The sequence below is a fragment of the Clostridium sp. Marseille-QA1073 genome (assembly GCF_054863625.1).
Genome location: NZ_JBSVQM010000028.1, coordinates 21,096 through 47,304, shown reverse-complemented (window position 1 = coordinate 47,304; position 26,209 = coordinate 21,096). Strand labels below are relative to the sequence as shown.

19 protein-coding genes, 7 tRNA genes and 1 riboswitch are annotated in these 26,209 nt (G+C 29.8%); of the genes, 2 read left to right on the top strand and 24 right to left on the bottom strand.

Annotation, left to right across the window (positions count from 1 at the left end):
• Nucleotides 1-43: 43 nt before the first annotated feature.
• A complete protein-coding gene (locus tag ACY1IQ_RS18610) occupies nucleotides 44-1,198 on the top strand; it encodes a ribose-phosphate pyrophosphokinase (RefSeq protein WP_461615383.1) in 1,155 nt (384 codons plus the stop codon).
• A 171-nt stretch (nucleotides 1,199-1,369) separates the two neighbouring features.
• Here ACY1IQ_RS18610 and ACY1IQ_RS18605 read toward each other — a convergent pair whose 3' ends face one another.
• The 20 genes from ACY1IQ_RS18605 to ACY1IQ_RS18510 form a co-directional block, all read right to left on the bottom strand.
• On the bottom strand, nucleotides 1,370-1,549 hold the full coding sequence (locus ACY1IQ_RS18605; protein ID WP_461615384.1) for a hypothetical protein: 180 nt from the start codon (nucleotides 1,547-1,549) through the stop codon (nucleotides 1,370-1,372).
• Nucleotides 1,550-1,805: 256 nt separating this feature from the next.
• Nucleotides 1,806-3,122 (bottom strand): histidine--tRNA ligase, encoded by a 1,317-nt coding sequence (gene hisS / locus ACY1IQ_RS18600; RefSeq protein ID WP_461615382.1) that lies wholly within the window; start codon nucleotides 3,120-3,122, stop codon nucleotides 1,806-1,808.
• Nucleotides 3,123-3,681: 559 nt separating this feature from the next.
• Nucleotides 3,682-4,786, bottom strand: a protein-coding gene (prfB, locus tag ACY1IQ_RS18595; RefSeq protein WP_461615381.1) for a peptide chain release factor 2 whose coding sequence is annotated in 2 segments (ribosomal slippage) — nucleotides 3,682-4,707 and nucleotides 4,709-4,786 — 1,104 coding nt in all. Because the reading frame shifts where the segments join, the coding sequence is not laid out codon by codon here.
• A 2-nt stretch (nucleotides 4,787-4,788) separates the two neighbouring features.
• Nucleotides 4,789-7,293, bottom strand: a complete 2,505-nt coding sequence (secA, locus tag ACY1IQ_RS18590; RefSeq protein WP_461615380.1) for a preprotein translocase subunit SecA — start codon at nucleotides 7,291-7,293, stop codon at nucleotides 4,789-4,791.
• 317 nt (nucleotides 7,294-7,610) lie between these two features.
• Nucleotides 7,611-8,141, bottom strand: coding sequence for a ribosome hibernation-promoting factor, HPF/YfiA family (gene hpf, locus ACY1IQ_RS18585; protein WP_291565433.1), 531 nt, complete (start codon nucleotides 8,139-8,141; stop codon nucleotides 7,611-7,613).
• 475 nt (nucleotides 8,142-8,616) lie between these two features.
• Complete coding sequence (locus ACY1IQ_RS18580) at nucleotides 8,617-10,233, bottom strand: DNRLRE domain-containing protein (RefSeq protein ID WP_461615379.1); 1,617 nt, start codon at nucleotides 10,231-10,233, stop codon at nucleotides 8,617-8,619.
• Nucleotides 10,234-10,721: 488 nt separating this feature from the next.
• The gene (locus ACY1IQ_RS18575) at nucleotides 10,722-11,399 is read right to left on the bottom strand and encodes a ComF family protein (protein ID WP_461615378.1); all 678 of its coding nucleotides are present in this window, start codon (nucleotides 11,397-11,399) and stop codon (nucleotides 10,722-10,724) included.
• Nucleotides 11,372-12,379 (bottom strand): hypothetical protein, encoded by a 1,008-nt coding sequence (locus tag ACY1IQ_RS18570; protein WP_461615377.1) that lies wholly within the window; start codon nucleotides 12,377-12,379, stop codon nucleotides 11,372-11,374. Before ACY1IQ_RS18570 ends, ACY1IQ_RS18575 begins: the two co-directional genes overlap by 28 nt.
• A gap of 15 nt (nucleotides 12,380-12,394) precedes the next feature.
• Nucleotides 12,395-14,605 (bottom strand): SF1B family DNA helicase RecD2, encoded by a 2,211-nt coding sequence (recD2, locus tag ACY1IQ_RS18565; protein ID WP_461615376.1) that lies wholly within the window; start codon nucleotides 14,603-14,605, stop codon nucleotides 12,395-12,397.
• Nucleotides 14,606-14,987: 382 nt separating this feature from the next.
• Nucleotides 14,988-16,163, bottom strand: a complete 1,176-nt coding sequence (gene metK / locus ACY1IQ_RS18560) for a methionine adenosyltransferase (protein WP_461615375.1) — start codon at nucleotides 16,161-16,163, stop codon at nucleotides 14,988-14,990.
• Nucleotides 16,164-16,243: 80 nt separating this feature from the next.
• Nucleotides 16,244-16,349, bottom strand: a riboswitch (SAM riboswitch).
• A gap of 229 nt (nucleotides 16,350-16,578) precedes the next feature.
• A complete protein-coding gene (locus tag ACY1IQ_RS18555) occupies nucleotides 16,579-17,691 on the bottom strand; it encodes a PQQ-dependent sugar dehydrogenase (RefSeq protein ID WP_461615374.1) in 1,113 nt (370 codons plus the stop codon).
• A gap of 550 nt (nucleotides 17,692-18,241) precedes the next feature.
• Nucleotides 18,242-18,326: transfer RNA gene (locus ACY1IQ_RS18550), tRNA-Tyr, on the bottom strand.
• Between the two features lie 8 nt (nucleotides 18,327-18,334).
• A tRNA-Thr gene (locus tag ACY1IQ_RS18545) sits at nucleotides 18,335-18,409 on the bottom strand.
• Nucleotides 18,410-18,427: 18 nt separating this feature from the next.
• A tRNA-Val gene (locus ACY1IQ_RS18540) sits at nucleotides 18,428-18,503 on the bottom strand.
• Between the two features lie 6 nt (nucleotides 18,504-18,509).
• Nucleotides 18,510-18,594 (bottom strand) — tRNA-Tyr (locus ACY1IQ_RS18535).
• Between the two features lie 8 nt (nucleotides 18,595-18,602).
• Nucleotides 18,603-18,677: transfer RNA gene (locus ACY1IQ_RS18530), tRNA-Thr, on the bottom strand.
• Between the two features lie 17 nt (nucleotides 18,678-18,694).
• A tRNA-Val gene (locus ACY1IQ_RS18525) sits at nucleotides 18,695-18,770 on the bottom strand.
• A gap of 5 nt (nucleotides 18,771-18,775) precedes the next feature.
• Nucleotides 18,776-18,860 (bottom strand) — tRNA-Tyr (locus tag ACY1IQ_RS18520).
• Nucleotides 18,861-19,228: 368 nt separating this feature from the next.
• The gene (locus ACY1IQ_RS18515) at nucleotides 19,229-19,993 is read right to left on the bottom strand and encodes a hypothetical protein (protein WP_461615373.1); all 765 of its coding nucleotides are present in this window, start codon (nucleotides 19,991-19,993) and stop codon (nucleotides 19,229-19,231) included.
• Between the two features lie 131 nt (nucleotides 19,994-20,124).
• Nucleotides 20,125-20,754, bottom strand: a complete 630-nt coding sequence (locus ACY1IQ_RS18510) for a hypothetical protein (RefSeq protein ID WP_461615372.1) — start codon at nucleotides 20,752-20,754, stop codon at nucleotides 20,125-20,127.
• A 502-nt stretch (nucleotides 20,755-21,256) separates the two neighbouring features.
• Between ACY1IQ_RS18510 and yyaC the strand changes: the two genes are divergently transcribed.
• A complete protein-coding gene (gene yyaC / locus ACY1IQ_RS18505; RefSeq protein WP_461615371.1) occupies nucleotides 21,257-21,802 on the top strand; it encodes a spore protease YyaC in 546 nt (181 codons plus the stop codon).
• 370 nt (nucleotides 21,803-22,172) lie between these two features.
• Here yyaC and mreB read toward each other — a convergent pair whose 3' ends face one another.
• From mreB to spoIID, 4 genes are all read right to left on the bottom strand, one after another.
• Nucleotides 22,173-23,201 (bottom strand): rod shape-determining protein, encoded by a 1,029-nt coding sequence (gene mreB, locus ACY1IQ_RS18500; RefSeq protein ID WP_039635249.1) that lies wholly within the window; start codon nucleotides 23,199-23,201, stop codon nucleotides 22,173-22,175.
• A 90-nt stretch (nucleotides 23,202-23,291) separates the two neighbouring features.
• Nucleotides 23,292-23,546 carry a sporulation transcriptional regulator SpoIIID gene (spoIIID, locus tag ACY1IQ_RS18495; protein WP_039635247.1) on the bottom strand — a complete coding sequence of 85 codons (255 nt, stop codon included), beginning with the start codon at nucleotides 23,544-23,546 and terminating at the stop codon, nucleotides 23,292-23,294.
• Between the two features lie 160 nt (nucleotides 23,547-23,706).
• On the bottom strand, nucleotides 23,707-24,411 hold the full coding sequence (locus tag ACY1IQ_RS18490) for a peptidoglycan DD-metalloendopeptidase family protein (RefSeq protein ID WP_461615370.1): 705 nt from the start codon (nucleotides 24,409-24,411) through the stop codon (nucleotides 23,707-23,709).
• Nucleotides 24,412-25,091: 680 nt separating this feature from the next.
• Nucleotides 25,092-26,195: a stage II sporulation protein D gene (gene spoIID / locus ACY1IQ_RS18485; RefSeq protein ID WP_461615369.1), complete on the bottom strand. Its 1,104-nt coding sequence runs from the start codon at nucleotides 26,193-26,195 to the stop codon at nucleotides 25,092-25,094.
• Nucleotides 26,196-26,209: the final 14 nt, after the last annotated feature.

Genomic DNA, 26,209 nt, shown 5'->3' with positions numbered 1-26,209 from the left:
AAAGAAAAGTAAAGGTTTCTTAATATTTAAAGGAGATGATATTATGAATATAAACTCACCAATTTCTATTCCTCATGGACAGTTAGGAATTATAGCCTTAGAAAGTAGTGGTGAATTAGGTAATAAAATTGATAATTACTTAATAGAAAAAAGAAAAAATGATTTATATGATAATTTCGATGATAAGGATACTTGTAAAAGGTCTTATCTTATTCCTACTAATGAAGTTCGCTTCTCTAATGGTGAAGGTAAAGTTGTATTAGAAGATACTGTACGAGGTAAAGATATCTATATACTATGTGATGTTGGGAATTATAGTTGCACCTATGAAATGTTTGGATTTAAGAATCATAAAAGTCCAGATGATCATTTTCAAGATATAAAGAGAGTTTTATCTGCAATAGGCGGTAAAGCAAGAAGGATTACTGTTATAATGCCCCTACTATATGCTGGAAGACAACATAGACGAAAAGTTAGAGAGTCATTAGATTGTGCTATTGCGCTCCAAGAACTAGAAAGATTAGGTGTTGGTGATATAATTACCTTTGACGTCCATGACCCTAATGTTCAAAATGCCGTACCATTAATATCTTTTGATAACCTTTATCCTACATATGAAATTCTTAAAACCTGTATAAAAGAAGAAAAGGACTTATTTATAGATAAAAGTAAAATGCTTGTGATAAGCCCTGATACAGGTGCAATGGATAGAGCTATTTATTACTCTAGTGTACTTGGTCTTGATATTGGTCTTTTCTATAAAAGACGAGATCATTCAAAAGTAGTTAGTGGTAAGAATCCAATTGTTCAACATGAATATATAGGTAGAAGTATAGAAGGACAAAATATATTAATTGTTGATGATATGATTTCTTCTGGAGAATCTATATTTGATATAGTAACAGAACTGAAAAAGCACAAAGCTGAAAAAATATATGTATCAACAACTTTTTCACTCTTTACTGAGGGTATTGATAAATTTAATGAGTTTTATGAAAAAGGTTTAATAAATAAAGTATATTCAACAAATCTCACCTACATTCCTCAAAATGTTAAAGATTCCAAATGGTTTAAAGAGGTTGACATATCTCAATTTATAGCAAATATAATAGATAATTTAAACTATGATAAGTCAATTAGTCCATTATTAGATGCAACAAAAAACGTTAAGGCTCTTTTAAAGAGCACGAAATCATAATATGGATAGAAATTCCCATTTAAGAAATTGGAGACTCTATTTCTTAAATGGGAATTTTTACAATTAAGCTTAAAATAAATACTTTCTTTACTATTATAATAAAATTCTAGTAAATATACTTATTTCACTTACTAGAAAAATGCATTGTTGCCTCGCTTTTACTTCATAAAATTAACTATCAATTTTATCTTTACTATTTGTTTTTTCATCTATATAAATATCAAATGCTTTAATTCCTCTATGAGCAAGTTTAACAAACAATATAAAACCATATACCCCCATAACAATTAAACCTAAAATAATAATTAAATTTATAAACGATACAAATGTAAAAATCCCCATTCTTCTCAAATTTCTTCCCCCTTAAATTCTATTTAACATCTATATTCTGTTAATCTTAGAAAAACACCTTTTAAAAACCATATAAACTCCTTAATATACTTGAAAATATCCTTATAAGATAATGATTTAAAATAGTTTTTAATTATATTAACCTTATTTTGTATGTTACTAATAGTGACATTTAAAATAAGGAATGAAAAAGAAAATAATAAATTATCATCTTCTTTTTCACTCCTTATATAAATTTAAAATTATTATTGTTTATCTAATTCTTAATTTTTTCTATTATTTCATCAAGAGTTAGCTTATACTGATTTCCAGTACTCATATCTTTTAAGGTTAATATGCCACTTTTTGCTTCATCATTTCCAATTAGAATTACATTTGATATACCTAGTTTATTTCCATAATTTAGTTTCTTAGCCATTTTTCCTTCTTCAAAATACACCTCAGAAATGATTCCTTCTGCTCTCAGTTTACTAGCAACATTAATACAATAATCTAGAGAATCGTCTACTGGAATTACTAAAACCTCTGTTAATGTTGCCTTCCCTTTACCTTCTATAATTCCAGCTTCCCTTAGTTGATAAAAAAGCCTTGTAAGACCAATGGATATGCCAACACCTGGAAGTTTCTCCTTAGTATAATATTCTGCTAAATTGTCATAACGCCCACCAGAACATACGGATCCTATTTGTGGATACTTATCTAACATAGTTTCAAAAACAGTACCTGTATAGTAATCTAATCCTCTAGTAATCTTTAGATCTATAATAAAGTTTTTATCTGGTACTCCAAAGCATCTCATATAGTGAATTACTTTTGAAAGCTCTTCTACTCCTTCAATATAAGAATCATTTGAGATTTCTAATTCCTTTAGAGAATTTAATATTTCATCATTGGTTCCTTTAATATTAATAAACTCTACAATTCTCTTAATATTGTCAGCAGAAATATCTATTTTTTCTAATTCCTTTTCTACTGCCTCCGTGCCAATCTTATCTATTTTATCAACAATTCTTAAAGCTTCTACTTTATTTAAAACTTCAAAATGTTCAAAAACACCATTCATTATTTTTCTATTATTTATGTGTATTTTAAACTCTTTTAATCCTATTTCATTAAATATAGAAAAAATTATACTTGGAATTTCTGCATCATTTATAATATCTAATTTTCCATTACCGATAATATCAATATCACATTGATAAAATTCTCTAAATCGTCCCTTTTGATTTCTTTCTCCTCTATATACCTTTCCTATTTGATATCTACGGAATGGAAAAGTTAAATCTGACATATGCTCAGCTACATATCTTGCTAATGGAACTGTTAAATCAAACCTTAAAGATAAATCACTGCTTCCTTTATTAAATCTATAAACTTGTTTCTCTGTTTCGCCTCCCCCTTTAGCTAATAAAACCTCCGATTTTTCAATCACTGGTGTATCTATAGGTATAAATCCATATCTTTCATAAACCTTTTGTATTTTCTCAAGGATTTTATTAAACAATATTTGATCTTGTGGTAATAATTCCATAAACCCTGGTAATATAGATGGTTTTACAATTTCTTTACTCATTATTTTACCTCCAATAAATTATAAATTTTAATAATAAAAAAACCCTATAGGAGCTGTACCTATAGAGCTGATAGTTTAGCATTTATCTTATCATCACCATAGTTACAATATCTTAGCAACATTAATAGACTTGTATCTATGGCTAATTTTCCCATAAATCAAGTCTTAACAATGATGATGATGAATTGTGTAATTTATTAACTGATATTTTAAAATCACAGTTATTCCTCCTGAATCAAAATTTAGAATATTTTAACATACATTTTTCATATATGCAAGTTAAAGTTATCCCTCTTAAATGGAATAACTAGTCAAAGATACACTCAATATTTAATTCTAAACAAAAACACATAAACTATTGATAATAAATTTATGAGTGAATCATGTTGACCTAATATTATAGAAAATAGACTACATAATTAACTTTTAAATATATCTACATATTAATTCTATAATATTCATTTATAATGCTTATAGTTCTTATCCATAAGGCTTGTTTTCTTTATCTTTAATATAAAAGAAAATAATACCTCTAGATAAAGTTCTAGAGGTATTATTTTTATTTGTTTTGCTTTAAATATCCAGTTATAAACTCATCAAGTTCCCCATCCATCACAGCATTTATATTTGCAGTTTCTACACCTGTTCTATGGTCTTTTACTAGATTATATGGATGAAATACATATGAGCGTATTTGACTACCAAAACTGTTATCTTTAACTTCTCCAGTTAAATCTTCTATTTTATCTTTATGAGCTCTTTCTTTTAAATCGATAAGCTTTGCTTTAAGCATTTTCATGGCATACTCTTTATTAGTATGCTGACTTCTTTGGCTTTGGCATTGAACTACTATACCTGTTGGTATATGCATGATTCTTATAGCTGATTCTGTTTTATTAACATGCTGACCTCCAGCTCCACCAGATCTATAAGTATCGATTTTCAAATCCTCTGATCTTATTTCAATGTCTTGGCTTTCAGTAAGTTCAGGTAAAACTTCACATCCAGCAAAAGAGGTTTGGCGTTTGCCATTAGAATTATATGGAGATATTCTAACAAGTCTATGAACACCTTTTTCAGCTTTCAAATATCCATAAGCATATTCTCCACTTATTTTTAAAGTAACACCTTTAATTCCTGCTTCATCTGCCGGTATATAATCTAATACCTCAACTTTAAAGCCCTGTTTTTCACAATATCTTGTATACATTCTATAGAGCATTTCCGTCCAGTCTTGAGCATCATTACCGCCTACACCAGTATGAAGTGCTACAATAGCGTTATTTTTATCATACTCACCAGATAGTAGTATTTCTATTTTAAACTTATCAACAGTATCACTTAATTCCTTAAGCTCTTTTTTAATTTCTTTATAAGAACTTTCATCCTCTTCCTCTATGCTAAGCTGTATTAAAACTTCTAAATCTTCAACTCTTTCGCTTACAGAATTAAATTTTTCTATTTTATCATTAATACTCTTAGCATCTTGAGTTATCTCTTGAGCCTTATTTACATCATCCCAAAAGTTTTGTTCCTGCATCTTCATCTCTAATTCATGAAGATTTTTTTTAAGAGATGCAATGTCAAAGAGAAACCCTCACTTCCGCTAAATTTTCTTTAAGACTATTTACTTCATTTAATGCTTCTTCTAATTGTAGTATCAATATTATTCGCCTCTTCCACAACAGTTTTTATATTTATGTCCTGAACCACATGGGCAAGGATCATTTCTATTTGGCTTTTCTTTCTTTTTCAAAGGCACTTTTGTCAGTGAGCTATCTTCATTAGTTGAAGTTTCTTTAGCTACTCTTTCTCTTTCTGGAGCCTTTTCTATTCTCACATGGAATAAATATTTAACCGTTTCAACTTTAATATTATCGATCATTTCATCAAACATATCGCTACCTTCCATTTGATATGCTTGAGATGGATCTTGCTGCTTATACGCTCTTAAGCCTATACCTTGTTTTAAATGATCCATATTATCTATGTGATCCATCCATTTAGAGTCAACAACTTTAAGAAGTATAACTCTTTCTATTTCTCTCATTTGTTCTTCGCCAAATACCTCTTCCTTATAATCATACATTTCTTTGGCAACTTTTAAGAAACTTTCTTTAAGCTCATCATTTGACATTTTCTCAAGCTCTTCAAAAGTATATGTTCCCTTTTCCATAAATAACTCTTCCATGTAGTTTATAAGGTTTTTAAGTTCATCATCAAAGGTTTCCTCAACGCCACTAATATGAGAATTAACTGCTGATTCTATAACATCTTCTATCATACCTTGAATTTGATCTTTTAAATCTTCTCCAGTAAGCACTTTCTCTCTTTGACTGTAGATAATCTCTCTTTGTTTATTCATAACGTCATCATACTTAACAACATTCTTTCTAATATCAAAGTTATTACCTTCAACTTTCTTTTGCGCACCTTCTATAGCATTACTTACCATCTTACTCTCTATAGCGTCATCTTCTGTTAACCCTAGTTTTTCAATAACTCCTGCTATTCTTTCAGAACCGAAAATTCTCATTAAATCGTCTTCCAATGATATGTAGAATCTTGATTCACCTGGGTCTCCTTGACGACCTGAACGTCCTCTAAGCTGATTATCTATACGTCTAGACTCGTGTCTTTCCGTACCGATTATTTTTAGTCCTCCAAGGTCTACAACACCTTCTCCAAGTTTTATGTCAGTACCACGTCCAGCCATGTTAGTAGCTATTGTTACCATAGACTTTTGTCCAGCTTGAGCAACTATCTCCGCTTCTTTTTCATGGTATTTAGCATTTAACACCTGGTGCGGTATTCCTTTCTTCTTTAACATCACAGATAGTATCTCTGACTTTTCTATACTTACAGTACCAACAAGTACTGGTTGACCTTTTTTATAAGTTTCAGCTATTTCATCAACTATAGCTTTATATTTTCCTTGTACAGTTTTATATATAGTATCTGGCTGATCTTTTCTTATAACAGGTTTATGTGTTGGTATAACAATAACGTCTAGTCCATAGATTTCTCTAAATTCACTTTCTTCTGTTTGTGCTGTACCTGTCATACCTGCTAATTTTTTATACATTCTAAAATAATTTTGGAATGTAATTGTTGCAAGAGTTTTAGACTCTTTTTCTACTTTAACATTTTCTTTTGCTTCTATTGCTTGGTGAAGACCATCACTATATCTTCTACCTTCCATCAACCTTCCAGTAAATTCATCAACTATTATAACTTCACCGTCTTTAACGATATAGTCTTTTTCATTTTTCATCATATAGTTAGCTTTTAATGCTTGAACTACGTGATGCTGAATATTCATATTCTCTGGATCTGCATAGTTTTCAACATGGAAATATTTTTCAGCTTTTTCAACACCTTCATCTGTTAATATAACAGAGTTAGCTTTTTCATCTTTTGTATAATCTGATTCTTCTTTTAATGATTTCACAAAGAAATCTGCAACTCTATAAAATTCTGTAGATTTCTCTCCTTCACCAGATATAATAAGAGGAGTTCTAGCTTCATCTATTAATATAGAGTCAACCTCGTCAACTATAACATAATTAAGCTCTCTTTGAACCTTTTCTTCTTTATATACAACCATGTTATCTCTTAAGTAATCAAATCCAAATTCATTATTTGTTCCATAAGTTATATCTGCACCATATTGTTCTTGTTTTTCAGCTTGACTTTGTCCATGAATAATAACTCCAACTGTAAGTCCTAAAAACTCATGAACTCTTCCCATTTCATCTCTATCTCTTTTTGCAAGATAGTCATTAACTGTAATTATATGAACGCCTTTACCTGTTAAGGCATTTAAGTATGCTGGAAGAGTTGCCACTAAAGTTTTTCCTTCTCCAGTTTTCATTTCTGCAATTCTTCCTTGGTGTAGTATAATTCCACCAATTAGCTGAACGTCATAATGTCTTAGGCCAAGAACTCTTTTAGATGCTTCTCTTACCACTGCTCCTGCTTCAGGTAGTATATCATCTAAAGTTTCACCATTGTTAAGTCTGTTTTTAAACTCTTCTGTTTTTGCTTTTAATTGTTCATCACTTAGTTTTTCTATATCTGCTTCTAATTCGTTTATTTTTTTAACTATAGGCATAATACGTTTTATTTCTCTTTCACTATATGTTCCAAAAATCTTTTCAAAAAGTTTCATGACCGTCATCCTCACTCTTCATCTAAACTTTGATCTATGTATAACTGGTTTTAGCAACTACTGATATTATAACATATAAAATTATAGCCAAAATAAGCTAATAATAATATGTAGTAAATTCATCTTTATGTTTAATAGTAAATAAATATGCACTTTAAAATTATAGCATTTATTTATCTTTCCTTCAACTTTCTATGTTACATTATTCAAAATTATTAAAAAAATAATGTAAATTTAATTTAACATTTTTAAAAAGAATTGGAACAAAATTAAATTAAAGCTGGTAGATAATCTACCAGCTTTCTATATATTAAGTATTAAAATTGTTGTTCTATTAAACCATAATTTCCATCTTTTCTTTTATATAATACATTAACTTGAGATGTTTCCCCATTCTTATATACAAAGAAATCATGTCCTAAAAGTTCCATTTGAAGAATTGCTTCTTCAGTAGACATTGGTTTTATTGCAAATCTTTTGGTTTTAACTATTCTAGGTTCAACATTGTCATCGTCATAAACATAATCATCTATATTATGAAATCTTAATGAATCTCCATGATTTTTTCTTTGCAATTTTGTTTTTTGTTTTCTTATTTGTCTTTCAATTTTATCTAAAACTAAATCTATTGCTGCATACATATCTTCATTCTTCTCTTCAGCTCTCAATGTAACACCATTAAATGGTATTGTAACCTCTATTTTATGTTTATTTCTTTCAACACTTAAGGTTGTATTGGCCACAACATCCTCCGCAAAGTACTTGCTTAACTTTGAGATTTTCTTGTCTACCACTTCTTTTAGTGCCTCTGTTAATTCGATGTTTTTACCTATTGATTTTACTTTCATAATTACAACCCCTTTCTAGAGTTTGTAGCACTCATGTTTCATATTTAGTTTGTATCAATATTGTAATACTTATGCTGATTACTTTCAATTTAATTTTTTTGAATTTTTTGAAACATAAAGCTAATATCCCTCTACATGTCTTTTACTCTCTTTCACATTATATTTTTCTATAGACTTTTATAAATGCAGTTTATTTATAATTATGATATAATAATTATATGCGTGAGTATGGGAAAATATAGCGTAAAATACCATAAGCTCTTATTACTTTTTAATGTTATTATACTCTTTTTAAGCATTATAAATTATGTTAAATATTTTTATTATAATTTATATTAAAATTTTTAATTATTAATATGTAAAAACTATTTAATAAAAATAATTCTAATTAGATTTAAAATAAAAAATTATTATTTTTTAAAAATAGCTCTTTGTAAGTTCAAAGAGCTATTTTAAATTTATATAAAATATTATATTATCTTAATTGCTTAACTGTTAGTGAAATTGATACTGTTGGTGCTAATGATAAAGTTACTGAAATAAGAGAATTATTAACTATTGTTATTTGATCTCCTGCGGCTAATGTTAAAATTCCCTGTCCGATTACCTCTCCTGTTGCTACTAAAGCACTATAATTAATATTAGTTTGAATTACACCATTTACTGCAATTGCAAATGCTGCATTAACCCCCACAGTTGTAGCAACTATGAATTCAACTTCATAATCACCAGAATTATTTACTATTACCTGTGCATTTCCTGGTGTATGAGTCAATCCTACGACTACACCATTATTAGTTAATGGTAAACTTGCACCTCCTGCGAATACTCCTAATCCAAGAGCTGTGCCTGGTGAATAAAAATATCCATAACTATTTATTCCAGCTCCAGTTGCTCCTGTCGGGCCAGTTGGACCTGTTGGGCCTGTTGAACCTTGTGCTCCCGGTGCCCCTGGTGCTCCTGGCGCTCCGTCTGCTCCAGCTGGACCTGGAGGGCCTGCTGGACCTGTTGCTCCTGGTGCTCCATCTGCCCCTGGTGCTCCTGGCGCTCCAGCTGCTCCTGTTGGACCGGTTGGACCTATCGGACCTGTTGGGCCAGTTGCTCCTGTTGCCCCTGCTGGACCGATTGGACCTGTTGGGCCGGTTGCCCCGGTTGCTCCTGCTGGGCCTGCTGGACCGGTCGGACCTGTTGCTCCGATTGCCCCTGCTGGACCTGTTGGACCGGTTGGACCTATCGGACCTGTTGGGCCTGTTGCTCCTGTTGCCCCTGCTGGACCGATTGGACCTGTTGGGCCGGTTGCCCCTGTTGCTCCTGCTGGGCCTGCTGGACCGGTCGGACCTGTTGCTCCGATTGCCCCTGCTGGACCGGTTGGACCTGTTGGGCCTGTTGCTCCTGCTGGGCCTGCTGGACCGGTTGGACCTGTTGCTCCGATCGCCCCTGCTGGACCGGTCGGACCTGTTGGTCCTACAACACATTGTATGCAGTGATTACAATGATTATTGCAACATCCTCTAGAAATACTTCTTGCTCCATACTCTTCTAATTCATCATCTTCATCATAATAATAAAATTCAATTTCAATATAAGGTGAATTATCACTCCTACTTGAATCATATTGTACTAAAGTAGTGGTATCATTTTCTAGTCCAACTAAAGTCATTCCATAATTAGGATACTTATTATTAATCCATCCATTTACGAATGAAGTAATATCAAATTCAATATAAGAATCAATCTCCACATCATCCATAGTAGTACAATAAGAATCTTCTGAATAACTTGGGGAATGATTCCAAGTAGCTAAATAATCATCAAAATCTTCTACATTTCTATAAACCCTAATATCTTCATTAAATAAATGCATGTCTAATTTATGACTTACATATAAATATAAAGAAGCTTTTTCTATTTTTACATTCTCATTCTCAAAATCACTAAAATCAAATTTTAGCAATGATCTAAACAATTTATTGAATGGTTGAGTTATTGATTTATTACCTGTAAATAAATATTTTACATTTGAAAAATTAGCATTAAAAAATTGTGATGTCACAAAAATATCCGCTTCAGGATATAATGTTATATTATTCATATATATATCCCCTATCATATTTATTTTATGCTTAAGTCTATAAATCGGTTATAGTTATTTATACATTTATGATAGTAATTATCTTAATTATAATAAATTTTATTTTTAGTAAAATTTATTATAATTAAGATTTAAATTATTTTTCTGTTTTAACTAAATTACTTTTAAAGATTATAAGTTGTATAAAAAAATTCTTATTTTTTTATACCTTTAATTATATTTTTCTTAATAAAAAATAATGCTATGTATACAATATTGTATACATAGCATTATTTTTGAGCCGTTTGACCTGGTCTTTGACCCCACACTCGCCTGCTGGAGCTTTCGCTACCCAGATTCACCCTCTCACTACTAACCCTCTCGTTTTTCACGGCAGGACTTACCTCTAAGCCGCACCATGCTCATTAAAACTTTGTTTAACTTACGTGGATCGTTTTGCCTGCGACTGGCATCGACTTTCAACCACAAACCCGACTCATATTTTATTATTATACTACACTTTTTGAAGCAGTCAAGATGTATACTCTTCCAGCTCCAAATTTTTTTAATAATTTTACACAATTCACAGCTGTAGCCCCAGTAGTTATAACATCATCAATTAATAAAATATTTTTTTCTTTAATACAGAACTTCTCATTAAATTTAAAACAATCACAAACATTAATCCATCTTTCTTCCTTATCCAATCCTATTTGATCCTTAGTCTCTTTAAACTTTTCTAATAGCTCTAAGCAAGGTTTATTAATTTTAGAAGATGCTACCTGGGCTAGAAGTTTAGCTTGATTATATCCTCTTTTTCTTCTTACATTTTTACTTATAGGCACAAAAGTAATTATATCAACCTTTAAAGCTTCTTGATCAATTAAATCACCCATATAATTACCTAAAAGCTCTGCTGCTAAATAATTATTAAAATATTTTAAAGACAATACAAGTTTTTTAATAATGTCATCATGCTTTGCTATAATATAGCATTTATATTTCTTATTTTCCCTTATTATATAATAACTCTTATTAATAAACTTTATTTTGCTTTCACAACTGTTACATATTATCTTATCTTTAGTATAGGATTTGCATATAATGCATTGTTCTTTCGTCGGATATATTACCGAAGATATACAATGTATTAGATATTTTAAAATTTTAAGAATCCTTCTTCCCACGCTTTCCTATTTAATTCTCTCATTATAAATTTAGCCTTATGTATATCTTGTGTTTCTTCCTTACAAAGAAAAATCACTTCTCCTCGCTCTAATGATTCCGCTCTTTCTACTTTACTTGTAATATAAACTAGAGTTTTATAATCATAAATTTTATCATCTGCAAAAAATACCATTACATTAATATTATTTAAATCTTCATGAAACTCATCATAATCATCAGTAATTAAAATACTATTATTTGAAAATAAAAATTTTTTAACATATGTCTTATCTTTTTTATCTTTTATATGGTAATATATATTTTCTGTTAATTTTCTTTTTAATTTATCCATATAACTATAAATATTTAGAACTTTAACCTTGTCTGGTACATATATTATAGTTCTTCTATTTAAAGATATAGCCCAAATTAAATATTCATAAGCTGCTAACGGTAAGTCTTCATTTATGTTAATTCTCGTAGTAATTACTCTAGGCTCAATTAACGGCGTTTTATTTTTATTCATAGGAAAATATATACTATTATCCTTTAAAAATACAGATTCAATAGAATATGAAATAGCTATTCCAGTATCACTACAAAGCCTAGTCAAAATTCTTTCTATACTTTTTTTATCTTGAAGTGGCATATATCCTAAATCATCAAAGATAATTAAATCATATCTATTATCTAAGTATAATGCCCTATTATAATTACATATAATCATCTTATCTTTAACTTCCTGTGATGAATCTTTTAAATACACGTATTTTTCTTTATCAATATAATTTAGAATTTCTATTCTATCTTTAGCTTCATTAGTTATATACACTATAGATTTATTATTATTTAAATAATAGAATATGGTGGCTAAAAAAATTGTAGCTGTATTGTAAAAATAAGAAATAACATTTAATCTATCATGTTTATTTCGACAATATCTTAATATATCTTGACTTACTTCTTCTTTACCTCTAAACATGTTTATATTTATAGCCATAGTTATCTCCTCAAATCATATATCAAATATTTCTTTTATTCTCCATTTTAGTGCTGAATATCTTTCAAAAGTTCTATCATTATCTTTCATAAAACTAATAGCTTTTTGAGAACCTACAAGAACAACCATTTGTTTCGCTCTAGTTATACCTGTATATAATAAGTTTCTGTTCATAAGTAGTGGTGGTCCTATAAACATTGGCATTATAACTACAGGAAATTCACTACCCTGACTTTTATGTATAGTTATTGCATAGGCAAGTGTAAGTTCATCTAAAAATACAGAGTCGTATTCTACAATTTTATCATCTTCAAAATTAACTACAACTGTATCATTTTCTTCTTTAATATCAATTATATAGCCCACATCTCCATTAAATACCCCAATACCAGTAGCTTCGTCTTCAGTATTATATTTATTCCATTTTAAAGTATAGTTATTCTTTGTTTGCATTACTTTATCGCCAATTCTAAAAACTATATCTCTAAATTCTTTTTCCATCTTGTTTTTTGATTTAGGATTTAATATATTTTGAAGTTCTTTATTCAAATTATCTATTCCAACTATACCCTTTTTCATAGGAGATAAAATTTGTATATGCTTTGTTTTATCCCATGATTTATTAAATTTAGGAAGTCTAGTATTTATTAAAGATATAATTTGTTCCAATATTTTCTGTGTATCATAACATTCTATAAAATAAAAATCACTACCTTTTTTATTCAGCATAGGCATTTTACCATCATTAATTAAATGGGCATTTACTGTTATCATACTTTCTTTACCCTGTCTAAATATTTCATTAAGCCTTACAGTCTTTATAGAATTACTCTCTATAATATCTCTAAGTACATTTCCTGGGCCTACAGATGGAAGCTGATCTACGTCTCCTACTATTATTAACCTTGTGCCCAATGATATTGCTGATAAAAGGTTATTCATTAAATTAATATCTATCATTGAAGCTTCATCTACTATTAAAACATCACATTCAAGAGGACTACTTTCATCTCTCAAAATTTCAATACCCTCTTCTCCTGCACCTATCTCTAAAAGTCTATGAATAGTTTTAGCCTCTCTTCCAGTAGCTTCTGTCATTCTTTTTGCTGCACGCCCTGTGGGTGCAGCCATAAATACTTTCATACCAGCCTTTTCGAATATACTAACAATACAGTTAATTATTGTAGTCTTTCCTGTACCAGGACCTCCTGTAATAACTTCAACACCGTAAGATATCGCTCCTTTTATAGCCTCAATTTGAGATTTTGCCAACTTTAAATTATTTTCTTTTTCAAAAGACTTTATTTCTTTTTCTCCATTGACCTCTAGTTCATCATAAGAACTTGATGCAAGTTCAACAATTTTTCTTGTTACACCTAATTCTGCATAAAGATATGGAATAGTAAAAACTGCACTTTCTCCATATATATTCTCTATCTTCAATTTACCTTCCAAAACACTATCATATACAGATTTTTGAATGTTTTCTTCATCAACAGATAAAATCTCTTTGCACCTAACAATAAGCTTTTCTAGTGGCATATATGTGTTTCCTAAAAGACAAAATTCATTTACAACATATCTTATTCCACTTTTAATTCTAAAAGGAGAATCTTTATCTATACCTAAATTCTTTGCTATGTTATCTGCGGTTTTAAAGCCTATTCCTGATATAGTTTCTGTTAATATATACGGATTTTCTTTAACGATTCCTACAGAATTTGCTCCAAATCTTTTATATATTTTCATACATTGATTAGCGGAAATTCCATAGGTTTGAAAAAAAATCATAATGCCTCTAAGCTCTTTTTGTGAGGAATAAGATTTCATTATGAGTTCAATTTTTTTCTCCCCTATACCATTAATTTCCCTTAATCGTTCTATATTATTATCTAAAACTTCTAAAGTTCTTTCTCCAAAAAAATCAACTATCTTTTTTGCAGTAACAGGTCCTATTCCTGAAATGACGCCACTAGCCAAATACTTTTCTATCCCTGAAATACTATTTGGCAAAATTTCTTCAATGCTTAGTACTTTTAGCTGTTCACCAAATTTAGGATGAATTACCCATTCTCCGGTTACCTTATAATGCTGACCTTCACTAATATAAGGGATTATACCTACAATAGTTTTTCTAATATTACCATTTCTTATATTGGCAATGGTATAACCATTATCCTCATTTTTAAAGACAATATCATCTATTATCCCTGTTATATCTGTCATGAAAATCTCTCCTAAAAATTCTTCTTTTGATTAATTATATCATAGCTGCTTGTATGGTTCTAATTATACTCTTTATAGGTGTTCCATACAGAACAGAATATGATTAAAAATTGTTAATTTGTAATAATTGACACTTCAATTATGAATCTTGTACTATTTTAAATCTTTCATTATGAATTGGCAAAAATATATTCTATATATAATATATTTTTGCCAATTCATAATCATTACAAACCTGTTAAATTCTATATATACCACTCCTAAATTGAATGTATCTTTGAGAATAATTAGCACTTATTGGAAAAATATCAAATTCACAATCACAAATTTTGAATTGTGCATTAACAAAGCCCTGTACTAAATTAAGTACAGGGCTTTATGCTTATATATATCTTCTAATTTGGGCTACTTTACTTAATTTTTCCCATGGAAGATTTAAATCTGTTCTTCCAAAGTGTCCATAAGCAGCTGTTTGTCTGTATATTGGTCTCCTTAATTCTAATTCTTTTATTATAGCACCAGGTCTTAAATCGAATACTTCTTTAATTATTTCAACAATCTTATCATCTGGTATCTTTCCTGTTCCAAAAGTATCAACTTCAATTGATACAGGATTAGCTACTCCTATAGCGTATGCAAGTTCTACTTCTAGTTTATACGCAACTCCTGCAGCTACTAGGTTTTTAGCCACCCATCTTGCAGCATATGCAGCTGAGCGGTCAACTTTTGTTGGATCTTTTCCTGAGAATGCTCCACCGCCATGTCTTCCGTATCCACCATAAGTGTCAACAATTATTTTTCTTCCTGTTAATCCTGAATCACCTTGTGGTCCGCCTATAACAAACTTTCCAGTTGGATTAATATAGTATTTAGTATTTTCATCTAATAATTCAGATGGTACTATAGCATTTATAACATGTTTCATTAAGTCTTCATAAATTTGCTCTTGAGAAACATCTGGGCAATGTTGAGTTGATATAACTATTGCATCTATTCTTATTGGTTTTTCATCCTCATATTCAACTGTAACTTGAGTTTTTCCATCTGGTCTTAAATATGATAAAGTTCCATTTTTTCTAACTTCTGACAATCTTCTTGATAATCTATGAGCCATAGCTATTGGAAGAGGCATATATTCTTCAGTTTCAGATGTAGCAAATCCAAACATCATTCCCTGATCTCCAGCCCCTACAGCTTCAATTTCCTCTTTCGCTTGTCCTCTTTTTTCTATTGCCTCATCAACACCTTGAGCTATATCTGGAGATTGCTCATCAATAGATGTTAATACAGCACAAGTATTGCAATCAAACCCAAACTTAGCTCTTGTATATCCTATTTCTTCTACAGTTTTTCTAACTACTTTTGGAATATCTACATAACAATTAGTTGTTATCTCTCCCATAACCATAACCATACCAGTAGTTACTGCTGTTTCACAAGCTACTCTAGCATTAGGATCTTTTTCTAATATACTATCTAAAACTGCATCTGATATTTGATCGCACATTTTATCTGGATGGCCTTCTGTAACTGACTCTGAAGTAAATAATCTTCTCATTTATAATCTCCTCCTCACTATATTTATAAAATAAAAAAACTCTTCTTAGATAAGAAGAGGCTAATATACATACTTGCACTCTCTTATCTTGCAGAATTACTTCCACAGGAATTGGCACCGTGGTAAAATATATACCGGTTGCCGGGTTTCACAGGGCCCGTTTCCCTCCACCTCTCTTGATAAGAGTATTATTTTATTATTAAGTTTACTAGATAAATACTAACATAATGTCATTTCTCTGTCAATATTACTACTGTAAATTATATTAAGAGGAAAATTTTTCTATAAACATTACATATATCATAAAAAGACATTCTATAAGTATGTGTTTCTGCTGAGAAGTTAATTTTCTTTCTCTCTATGTTTATTATCTGTTCTACAGATAATGTGAACAAAGTGAGTTCTCTTTGCTTCTTTAAATATCACTTTTTTTCGGAATGAGTCGGATAATTTTATCATCACCTACATTAGGATTTCCTCTTCCATCCATATTACTCGTTGTCAGATAAATCGATCCATCTTTCGCCTGAATAACCTCACGCAAACGCCCATACTCATTCTTTAGCCATGATTCTAGATTCTTTACTTCTGTTCCATCTTCATTTAGGGATATAGCAAGTAGTTGTTCTCCACGCAAAGTAGCAACTAATAATTTTCCTTGCCATGGTCCTTGATTTACGAAGGCAATGCCTGAAGGTGCCCATGTATCTTCTCCACTGTGTATTAAAGGTTTTTGTGTTACAACTTCTTCGGATTCTTCATTTCCTTGAACGAGAGGCCACCCATAATTGGCTCCTGGTTGTATAATATTTATCTCATCATGTCCTATCTGTCCATGGTCTGATTCATATAAGATATCTTTTGAATTCCATGCTAAGCCTTGAGGATTTCTATGCCCTAAACTATAAACAGGTGAATTAATAATTGGATTATCTGCTGGGATACTGCCGTCTGATTCTATTCGCAGTATTTTTCCTGCTTTACTTGTTAAATCTTGTGCTAACATAGAATTTCCTGCATCTCCTGTTGTTATATATAATTTCTGATCTGGTCCTATCTTTATCCTTCCTCCATTATGAATTTGTCCACCAGGGATTTTATCTAGAATAATCCGGTCAATGGATGCCTTATTATTTTCTTCAATCAATCTTACAACACGATTATAAATTTGATTACCTTCTACATATGAATGCATAACATACATATAATTGTTTTGTGAATAATTTGGGTCTAGAACAATACCCATTAACCCTCCTTCCCCCTGACTTATAAAGGGTGCACCAAATGTAATGAGTGGCTGAGTATTAAGTTTGCCATCTTCAATCACTCTAATTGTTCCAGACCGCTCCGTAAAATACACTTTTCCTTCATCGCTTATTGCTATAGCCCAAGGTATATATAGATTTTCAGCGATAATTTCAATTTCATAAGGAAATTCATCTGATGTGACTACATTAACTTTGGCATTAGTTACATTACGACTACGTAATATAATATTAGACAAAACATTGTAAATCGTTTCTCTCATACTATTATCCTCCAAACTTAAATAAATCCATATCTAAATACATACTTTAATTATATTAGGAGATATTTATTTTAATGCATTATTGGCCACGCCTTAAAATGATCAAAAACAGTAGGGATAAATTAATGCTTTCATATTAATAAATTAATCTAAAGATTTCACGTAAAAAGCTATTATAAGCATCCAATATGAAAACTTAAAATATACTCTGAAAAATAATTTTTCTAAAAATAGCTTAAATCTTTAGAAATTAATGATTAACAATTAATAATGAAGAATTTATGAAAGAATTCACTAGAGATGAATTTCTTAAAATAAAATTTATTTTATTTTAAGAAATTCCAAAAGCTTTAGCAAAAGAATTTTTGTTATGGAAGTAAAATCATATATAAGTTAAATTTTTATTGTGGAACCCTATAATATAACACCAATATACAAACAGTAAAAAATGCAGTAGCCTTATGACTACTGCGTATGAAAGCATGATTATTTACAAAATAAAAGCTACATTTGAGCTCTCAAAATAAGAGAACAAATGTAGCTTTTGACTTGGTGGAGGAGGACGGATTCGAACCATCGAAGCGAAACGCAACAGATTTACAGTCTGCCCCCTTTGGCCACTCGGGAACTCCTCCATATATTATGGAGCTGGCAATAGGAATCGAACCTACAACCTGCTGATTACAAGTCAGCTGCTCTACCGTTGAGCCATGCCAGCATATTATACAATTTTCAATGGTGGTCGCAACAGGGATCGAACCTGTGACCCTCTGCTTGTAAGGCAGATGCTCTCCCAGCTGAGCTATGCGACCATAATTTGGTGGAGGAGGACGGATTCGAACCATCGAAGCGAAACGCAACAGATTTACAGTCTGCCCCCTTTGGCCACTCGGGAACTCCTCCATATATTATGGAGCTGGCAATAGGAATCGAACCTACAACCTGCTGATTACAAGTCAGCTGCTCTACCGTTGAGCCATGCCAGCATATTATAAATTTCTAATGGTGGTCGCAACAGGGATCGAACCTGTGACCCTCTGCTTGTAAGGCAGATGCTCTCCCAGCTGAGCTATGCGACCATAATTGGTGGAGGAGGACGGATTCGAACCATCGAAACGAAACGTAACAGATTTACAGTCTGCCCCCTTTGGCCTCTCGGGAACTCCTCCACGTTATAAAACTGACTATTAAAGTAGAACTTAGACTTATTTACTACAAATTAGCTATTCTACTATCAAGAAATGTCAGCATTTTCACAAGTTCTTCAGAAAAAACCCTTAGAACATTGACAAGGAATAGTATATAATTTTATAACTATTTTTTCAAGTTTTTTTTATACCATTTTCAGTATTTATGCTTTATTATCTCCATTTTTCTTATTTTTACTTCATATTTCACCCAACTACAATTATTGTTTTAATTATATATGATTTCTTCCAACACTAAAGATTCAGCTAAATAACGTGCATCAAAGTTACTCAATACACGCTATTTACTCATATATGATATTAGTATATCTTATATATTAAACTAAAGTCTATTCCAAATCATCTTTGTTCTTCATATTTAAAGCAACTGCTTTCATATTTGAAAAGAATGAATCATCTTTAAAAAACTTTTCATATTTTTCACAAGCTTCTATACAATGATCATATTGATCAGTAGATAGATAAACTGTTATTAAATCTTTAATATGGTGTAATTGCGGAGTTACAAATAATAAATCGTCTAAAAAAATATCTGTTTTATGGTTTAATACTTTATTTGTAAATACAGCAAATAAAAGTATTCCTGATATCCAAACATATTTTGCTCCCATAGCTCTAAACTCATTAATATCCCATCCACTTAAATGTTGTTCTGCATCATTACCATAGCATTCATCTTGTTTATAAAAAATATATGGTGTTGATATTATAACACTATCTGCTGTCTTAAAACATAATTCTAGTAGCTTTTTCCCATCTGATTTTTTCAAATGCTCTATAACATCTGCAAGTACTATTAGATCATATTTAGGAAAATCTTTTTTACTTAAAATATCGATTGCATTACCAATATATATATTATCATAAATATAACCATGTATTGGCGTAATATATTTTTCATATATTTCTATTCCATCTATTAATATATTCCAAGGTGCATATCCACCATCATTATTCTCTCTTAAATCTAAATATTCTCTAACTAAAAATCCTATCTTACCAAATCCAACTCCTATTTCTAGTATAGATTTAGGTTCTAAACTATAAATTGCAGGAATTAAATTTGACACTGAAACTAAATTACTAGAAGGCATATAACCAACTCCTAAGATATTTTAAATTCTTCTAGTTATAATATAGATTTCAAAAATAAAAATGTTACCTTAGCCTTAGAAAATACTAAAATGTATTTAAATTATTATTTTTAAGGAGTTTGCTATATAAATTAATCAGCATTCTCTACGGTATCCATATCTATGAATTTTCTCGCTATTTTCTTAACTTCATAAAGCTCTTTTTCTGATAAGTAGTTTTTTAATACATCTAAGCTCTTTCTTACTCCTATCTTTTGATTTTTATATTGCAGATAATCGCTAATTTTATTCTGTTCCTCTTTTGGTATCTTATCACTCATAGAAAAAAGCTTCACTTTATCATTAATAGATAATGCTGTTTCAATTTCTTCTGGTGGTATTTTTATTACTGAATTTTTTTTCCTCTGCTCAATATTATAAGAATCGAATTCTCCTTCTACTATTACTTCTGTACTATCATCAACTTCATCTAAAAATAGTTTTGTATTTAAATCTCTGTCACTAATTTTACTTCTATTATTGTCTATTTCAATATTTTTTTCTAATTTTTCTTCTTTTAAATCTTTTTCTTTATGTAGCTCATTTAACTCATTCTTTTTATGAATACCAAAAGTTTGATCATTATCTATCGCTACGCTCTCTCTATTAAGCATATTTGATACTATCTCTTCATCTCTTTTATCTGTAGCATAAAATTTTAAAATGCATATAGTAAATATAGTATAAAGAATAACTATAAAAGAATAGATCTTTCTTTTCATTACATCACATCCTTGTAGTTAAAATATCTTTTATAATTCTTTACCTAAAATTTAACAAATATACATTTATTACGATGTAATCTTTAGCAGTTCCAATGGCAGTTAAAAACATGTTTTAAATGTTTGTATTTTCGATTATTAGTTTTTCTTTTAATTTCTTTACTTTCCTATATATCTCTATATTTTTATAAAATTCAATAATTACTATATATCATTTAGCATATATATTTTATTAAGACTATTGTATATCAATGTATAAAGTTCTTTAACATTATTTATTTATAAATTTATTGATTCCTCTTTAATATTTAGCAAATGTATCTATAAAATTCTAAGATAAATATTTAAAATCTTTAAATAATATTAAATTTAAATATAACTTTTTTTATTAAATAGGATGTTAAGATACTTATTTCTATAATTTATACTTTTAATTTTTAATTAATTAAAATACACATTATTTAAATTATAATTATAAATAATTAATTAGGAGGTGTAATAGGTGACTAGAGTGAAGACACATTATGACAGTCCCTTAGCCTATTATAATTTAGCAAATTTTATTAAAGACTATTTGGATGAAAATACTATTATTATTTGCATAGGAACTGATAGATGCATAGGGGACTCTTTAGGACCTTTAGTAGGAACTTTTTTAAAGGAGAAACAGTTCCCACTACCAGTTTATGGTACCATTTCAGAACCTATTCATGCCTTAAATCTTGAAAGTAAGCTATCTCAAATAAAAATTAAACATCCTGATGCAAAAATAATTGGTATAGATGCTTGCTTAGGTCCTTTTTCCAGTATAGGAGAAATACAAGTAAGAGATTTCCCTATAAACCCTGGAAAAGGTGTAGGAAAACAACTTCCTCAAGTAGGGGATATATCTATAATTGGAATTGTAGATTCTAGTGAAGATACTGAATTATTTACAAATAGAAATATAAGACTAAATCTAATAATGCAGTTATCTAAAGTAGTAACTCGCGCACTAATACACTCTTATTATTTAGTTTTTAACGAAGAAATTTCAAAAGAATCATAAAAAAGTTCTCTCTAATTTTAGAGAGGCTTTTTCACTTTAATCTACAGTATTAAAATAAAGATTATAGTTATTTAAACTTAAAAACTCACTAAAAAACTACAAAATAAAGTAGAATTTAGAAAAAAAACTTTTAAGATTTCCTCATCTTACTAATTAAATAATGCATTTAATCTTCCCGTACATCATTTTCTTATACCTTCCTTCTACGATATTCAGCCTTTAAACAGTAAATTTTACTAATTCTATTTCTATTAATTATCTTGGTTAAAGAATTTTTGTAAATAAGAATGATGGAACTTTATTAATAAAGTTAAAATTAAAAGGACATACTTTAGGGTATGTCCTTTTAATAACTAACTTTTATATTAAATTAATAAAATGATAAATCTTCTCCACTGAATGAGTCATCCATTTTATCTATGAAGTCTAAAGCTTTTCCAGTTCCTAGTGCAACACAAGAAACTGAATCTTCAGCTACATATACAGGAACTTTAGTATAATCTTGTATTAGCTTATCTAATCCATCTAGAAGTGCCCCACCACCAGTCATAACTATACCCTTTTCAGCTATATCAGCTGCAAGTTCAGGTGGAGTTTTTTCTAATACTGCATGAGTACATTCCGCTATAGCTGCTACTGCCTCTCCTAGAGCCTCTCTCATTTCTGTTGAATTAACAACTATATTTTTGGGAAGTCCTGTAATAAGGTCCCTTCCTCTTATTTCCATACTTATTTCTTCTTCTTTTTTATAGGCAGAACCTATATTAATTTTTAAATCTTCAGCAGTTCTTTCACCGATCATAAGCTTATGCTTCTTTCTTATATAGCGAGTTATTGATTCATCAAAATTATCACCGGCAACTTTGATTGATTCTCTAACAACCATTCCGCCTAGTGAAATAACTGCGATATCTGTGGTACCTCCACCAATATCAATTACCATATTTCCACTTGCCTTTGAAATATCAAGACCTGCACCTATTGCTGCAGCTAAAGGCTCTTCTATTAAATGAACTTTTTTTGCACCAGCATTTCTTGCTGCATCTTCAACTGCTCTTCTTTCAACTTCTGTAGCTTCACAAGGAACACAAATTACTACCCTTGGAGCTGATTTCTTATTTCCACAAGCCTTTCTTATAAAGTGTTCAAGCATTTTTTCTGTTACATCATAATCTGAAATTACTCCATCTCTTAGTGGTCTAATTGCCACTATATTTCCTGGAGTTCTTCCTATCATTTTTCTAGCTTCTTCTCCAACTGCTAAAACTTTATTTGCATTTTTGTTTATGGCAACTACTGAAGGCTCTTTTAAAATAACACCTTTTCCTTTAATATACACAAGCACTGTAGCGGTACCTAAATCTATACCCATGTCTGTCCCCATTCCGAAAAAAAACATCTTAAAATTCACTCCTGCTCTTTCGTATTTTAATATATACAGACTTATAATAAAAATCTTTTATATTCTCTTATTATAATACGAAATATTTTATCCTTCAATCGTTTTGTATTTCATCTTTGTGGCCTTACCGCCTCTTATGTGCCTTTCAGCTTTGTTCAAATCCAAAATATTTTTTGCCTCTTCAGCAATCTTTGGATTTATCTTGGGTAGTCTTTCTGTCATATCCTTGTGTATAGTACTCTTACTTACCCCAAATACTACAGCTGTTTTTCTAATAGTAGCTTGAGATTCAATAATATATTTTGCAACCTCTAGTACTCTATCTTCGATGTAGTCTTTCAAAGTGTTACCTCCTTAACCCTTCTATATTTATAAATATGCTAAAAATTTGGTTTAAATTACTTTGTTATCAGTCATTTTCCGACATAATCGGAAAATGACTAATATTTAAGTTAGTTATGAACTAATATTTTTCACTTAAGATAAATGGTTAACTAAATAGTTATTTTTTATAACTAACAAATTTAGCTGGATCTACATTTTTTCCGTCTTTTAATACTTCAAAATGTAAATGTGGACCATATTCTTCATAAGCAAAGTTTGTTGTATTTCCTATTTTGCCTAATTCTTGAGAAGCTTTAACATTATCACCTTTTTTAACGTTTACTTTTTCTTCTAAGTTACAATACTTAGTAAGAATTCCATTTTGATGATCTACTTCTACATATGTTCCCTCAGTTGAAACATCTACAGTTTTAACAACTCCATCCATAGATACTACAACAGGTGCTCCTTTTTCAGTCTTAATATCCATACCAAAGTGTGGTCTATAGTCCTTAGTTGATGCCATATATACAGGATCTTCTGAATAAGCTCTTGCTAATGAACCTTCAACAGGATTTACAGCTTCACTACTAGCTTGTTTTGATACAGCTTTACTATCATTTTCCTTTTGAACTTGAATATTTGGTACAGGTTCTAATTCTTCTTTTTTAACCTGCAATGCATCATTAAAGTTCTTAGGATCTACAGCTGCCTCACCTTCAGCTTTTGCAGTTTCTTCTATTACAGGTGGATTAGTAGCAACATCTTTTCTATTTCCAGCTGTTATAACTGCTACTGTAGCCACAGCACATAAGCATACAAATAGGATTACGTAGAAGCCCTCCTTCTTTAAGAATTGTTTAAATTTAGATTTATTATCCATAAAAACACCTCCACTAATATTGTTGTCCTATATAAATAACTTCATTCAATTTATATATGAAATTTTTTCCTTATTTTTCGACTAAATTTACTATTTGAATTAATTTATTAATAAATATATTTGTATAATTACATTTTTATAGATATATTTTTAATATAAATAAAAAAAATACAAAAATTAACTAGATTTAATTGAAAATTTATTAACTGAAGATTTAATTATAATAAACGTTTATAGATGGTTTAAAATGAAAAATTTAGGTAATTCATCTTTATATCATACATATTGTATATATAGAGAAATAGTTAATTAATTTTATGTAGAATGAAAGATATTTGCTTATAAAAAAGAAAGTGAATTCATCACTTTCCCTAAAAACTTTCTAAATTTAAAAGTTAGTTCATTAATATTGTGCTTTCCTTAATTATTTATAATTAAAATATTAGAAATAAAATAATTTATTAAAGATACAATGAATATTTAATAAATTAAAAATTGAAAAATGAACAATTATCAATTATGCTTAAAATTAAATTTACAAATTAATTTCTTCAAATATATTTCTTAATAAAAGAGCAACTGTGTGACTTTAAAAGAAATAAATTCAAAACTTTTTTATAAAAGCAAAGTTTAAATAATTCTCTAGTATCAATTATTAACTCTCAATTTTATTTCTAAATTTATCTATTAATTTTAGTTACTTCTACACCTTTATAATAATGACTTAATATTTGTTTGTAGTTTTTACCATCTTTAGCCATAGCATTTGCCCCCCACTGACTCATACCTACACCATGCCCAAAGCCATTGCAGCTTATTTCTAATTCGTTATCTAAAAAATTTAAATTGAAATTAGCGGAATTTAGATTAAATAAAGTTCTAAATTTAGTTCCTGCTATAACAGTGTCTCCTAACTTTATTTCCTTCACGCTTCCACCCTCAGTTCGTCCTAGTATTTTAATTTGACTTTTAATATTACTTACTACCATATTAGAATTATATTCATTATTTGCTTTATCTACTAACTGCTCATAAGGTATTTTCACAATACTTTTATATCTAGGTGCTTGTTCCTCCCCTTTACTTTCAACACTTCTTAAATATGGAAGAGCATTAACAAATACATCCTCAGAATTTTCTGTTCTTCCACTGCTAGTTGAAAAATAATATGCCCCTCTTGCTAATTCATTATTATAGGTAATAACTTGACCTTCTGTTGCTTTCACGACCTCTTCAACTTTCTTCCAATTCTCATTTGCTGAATCTCCCCAAAGCTCCATTCTTCTTTCCTTATTCATATAAACTTGACAATGAATAGTATCACAAAGATCTGCACCATTCCCTTTTGAGCATCCTCCTCCTAATGCTTTAGTATGTGCAATAGTATATGTTCTTGCAGCTACTGCTTGTGCCTTTAAAGCCTCTGTTTCAAAGTTTATAGGCATTTCACTACTTATTACTCCTTTTATATATTCTTCTAATGGTAGTTCTACAACTCTATTCTCTTTACTAAGATAAATTTTTACTACAGGTACATTAATATTATAAGTGGTCGCTGTACCCTTTTCTCTTTTACCATCCTTTATTTTTACTTCTTGCTCCTTTATTTCAAAAGGATTAGTGGTTTCTTCTTTATTATCTCCTAAAATGAAATAAGTTGATAATAATAAAAACACAAATCCTAAAGCTAAAAATATTAGCACTCTAATAATTTGTGAAGCTAAATCCTCAGAGAGTATACCTTTGCATTTGTTTATATTTTTATAGTTATTTGTAGATCTCATTTTATTCTCCCCCC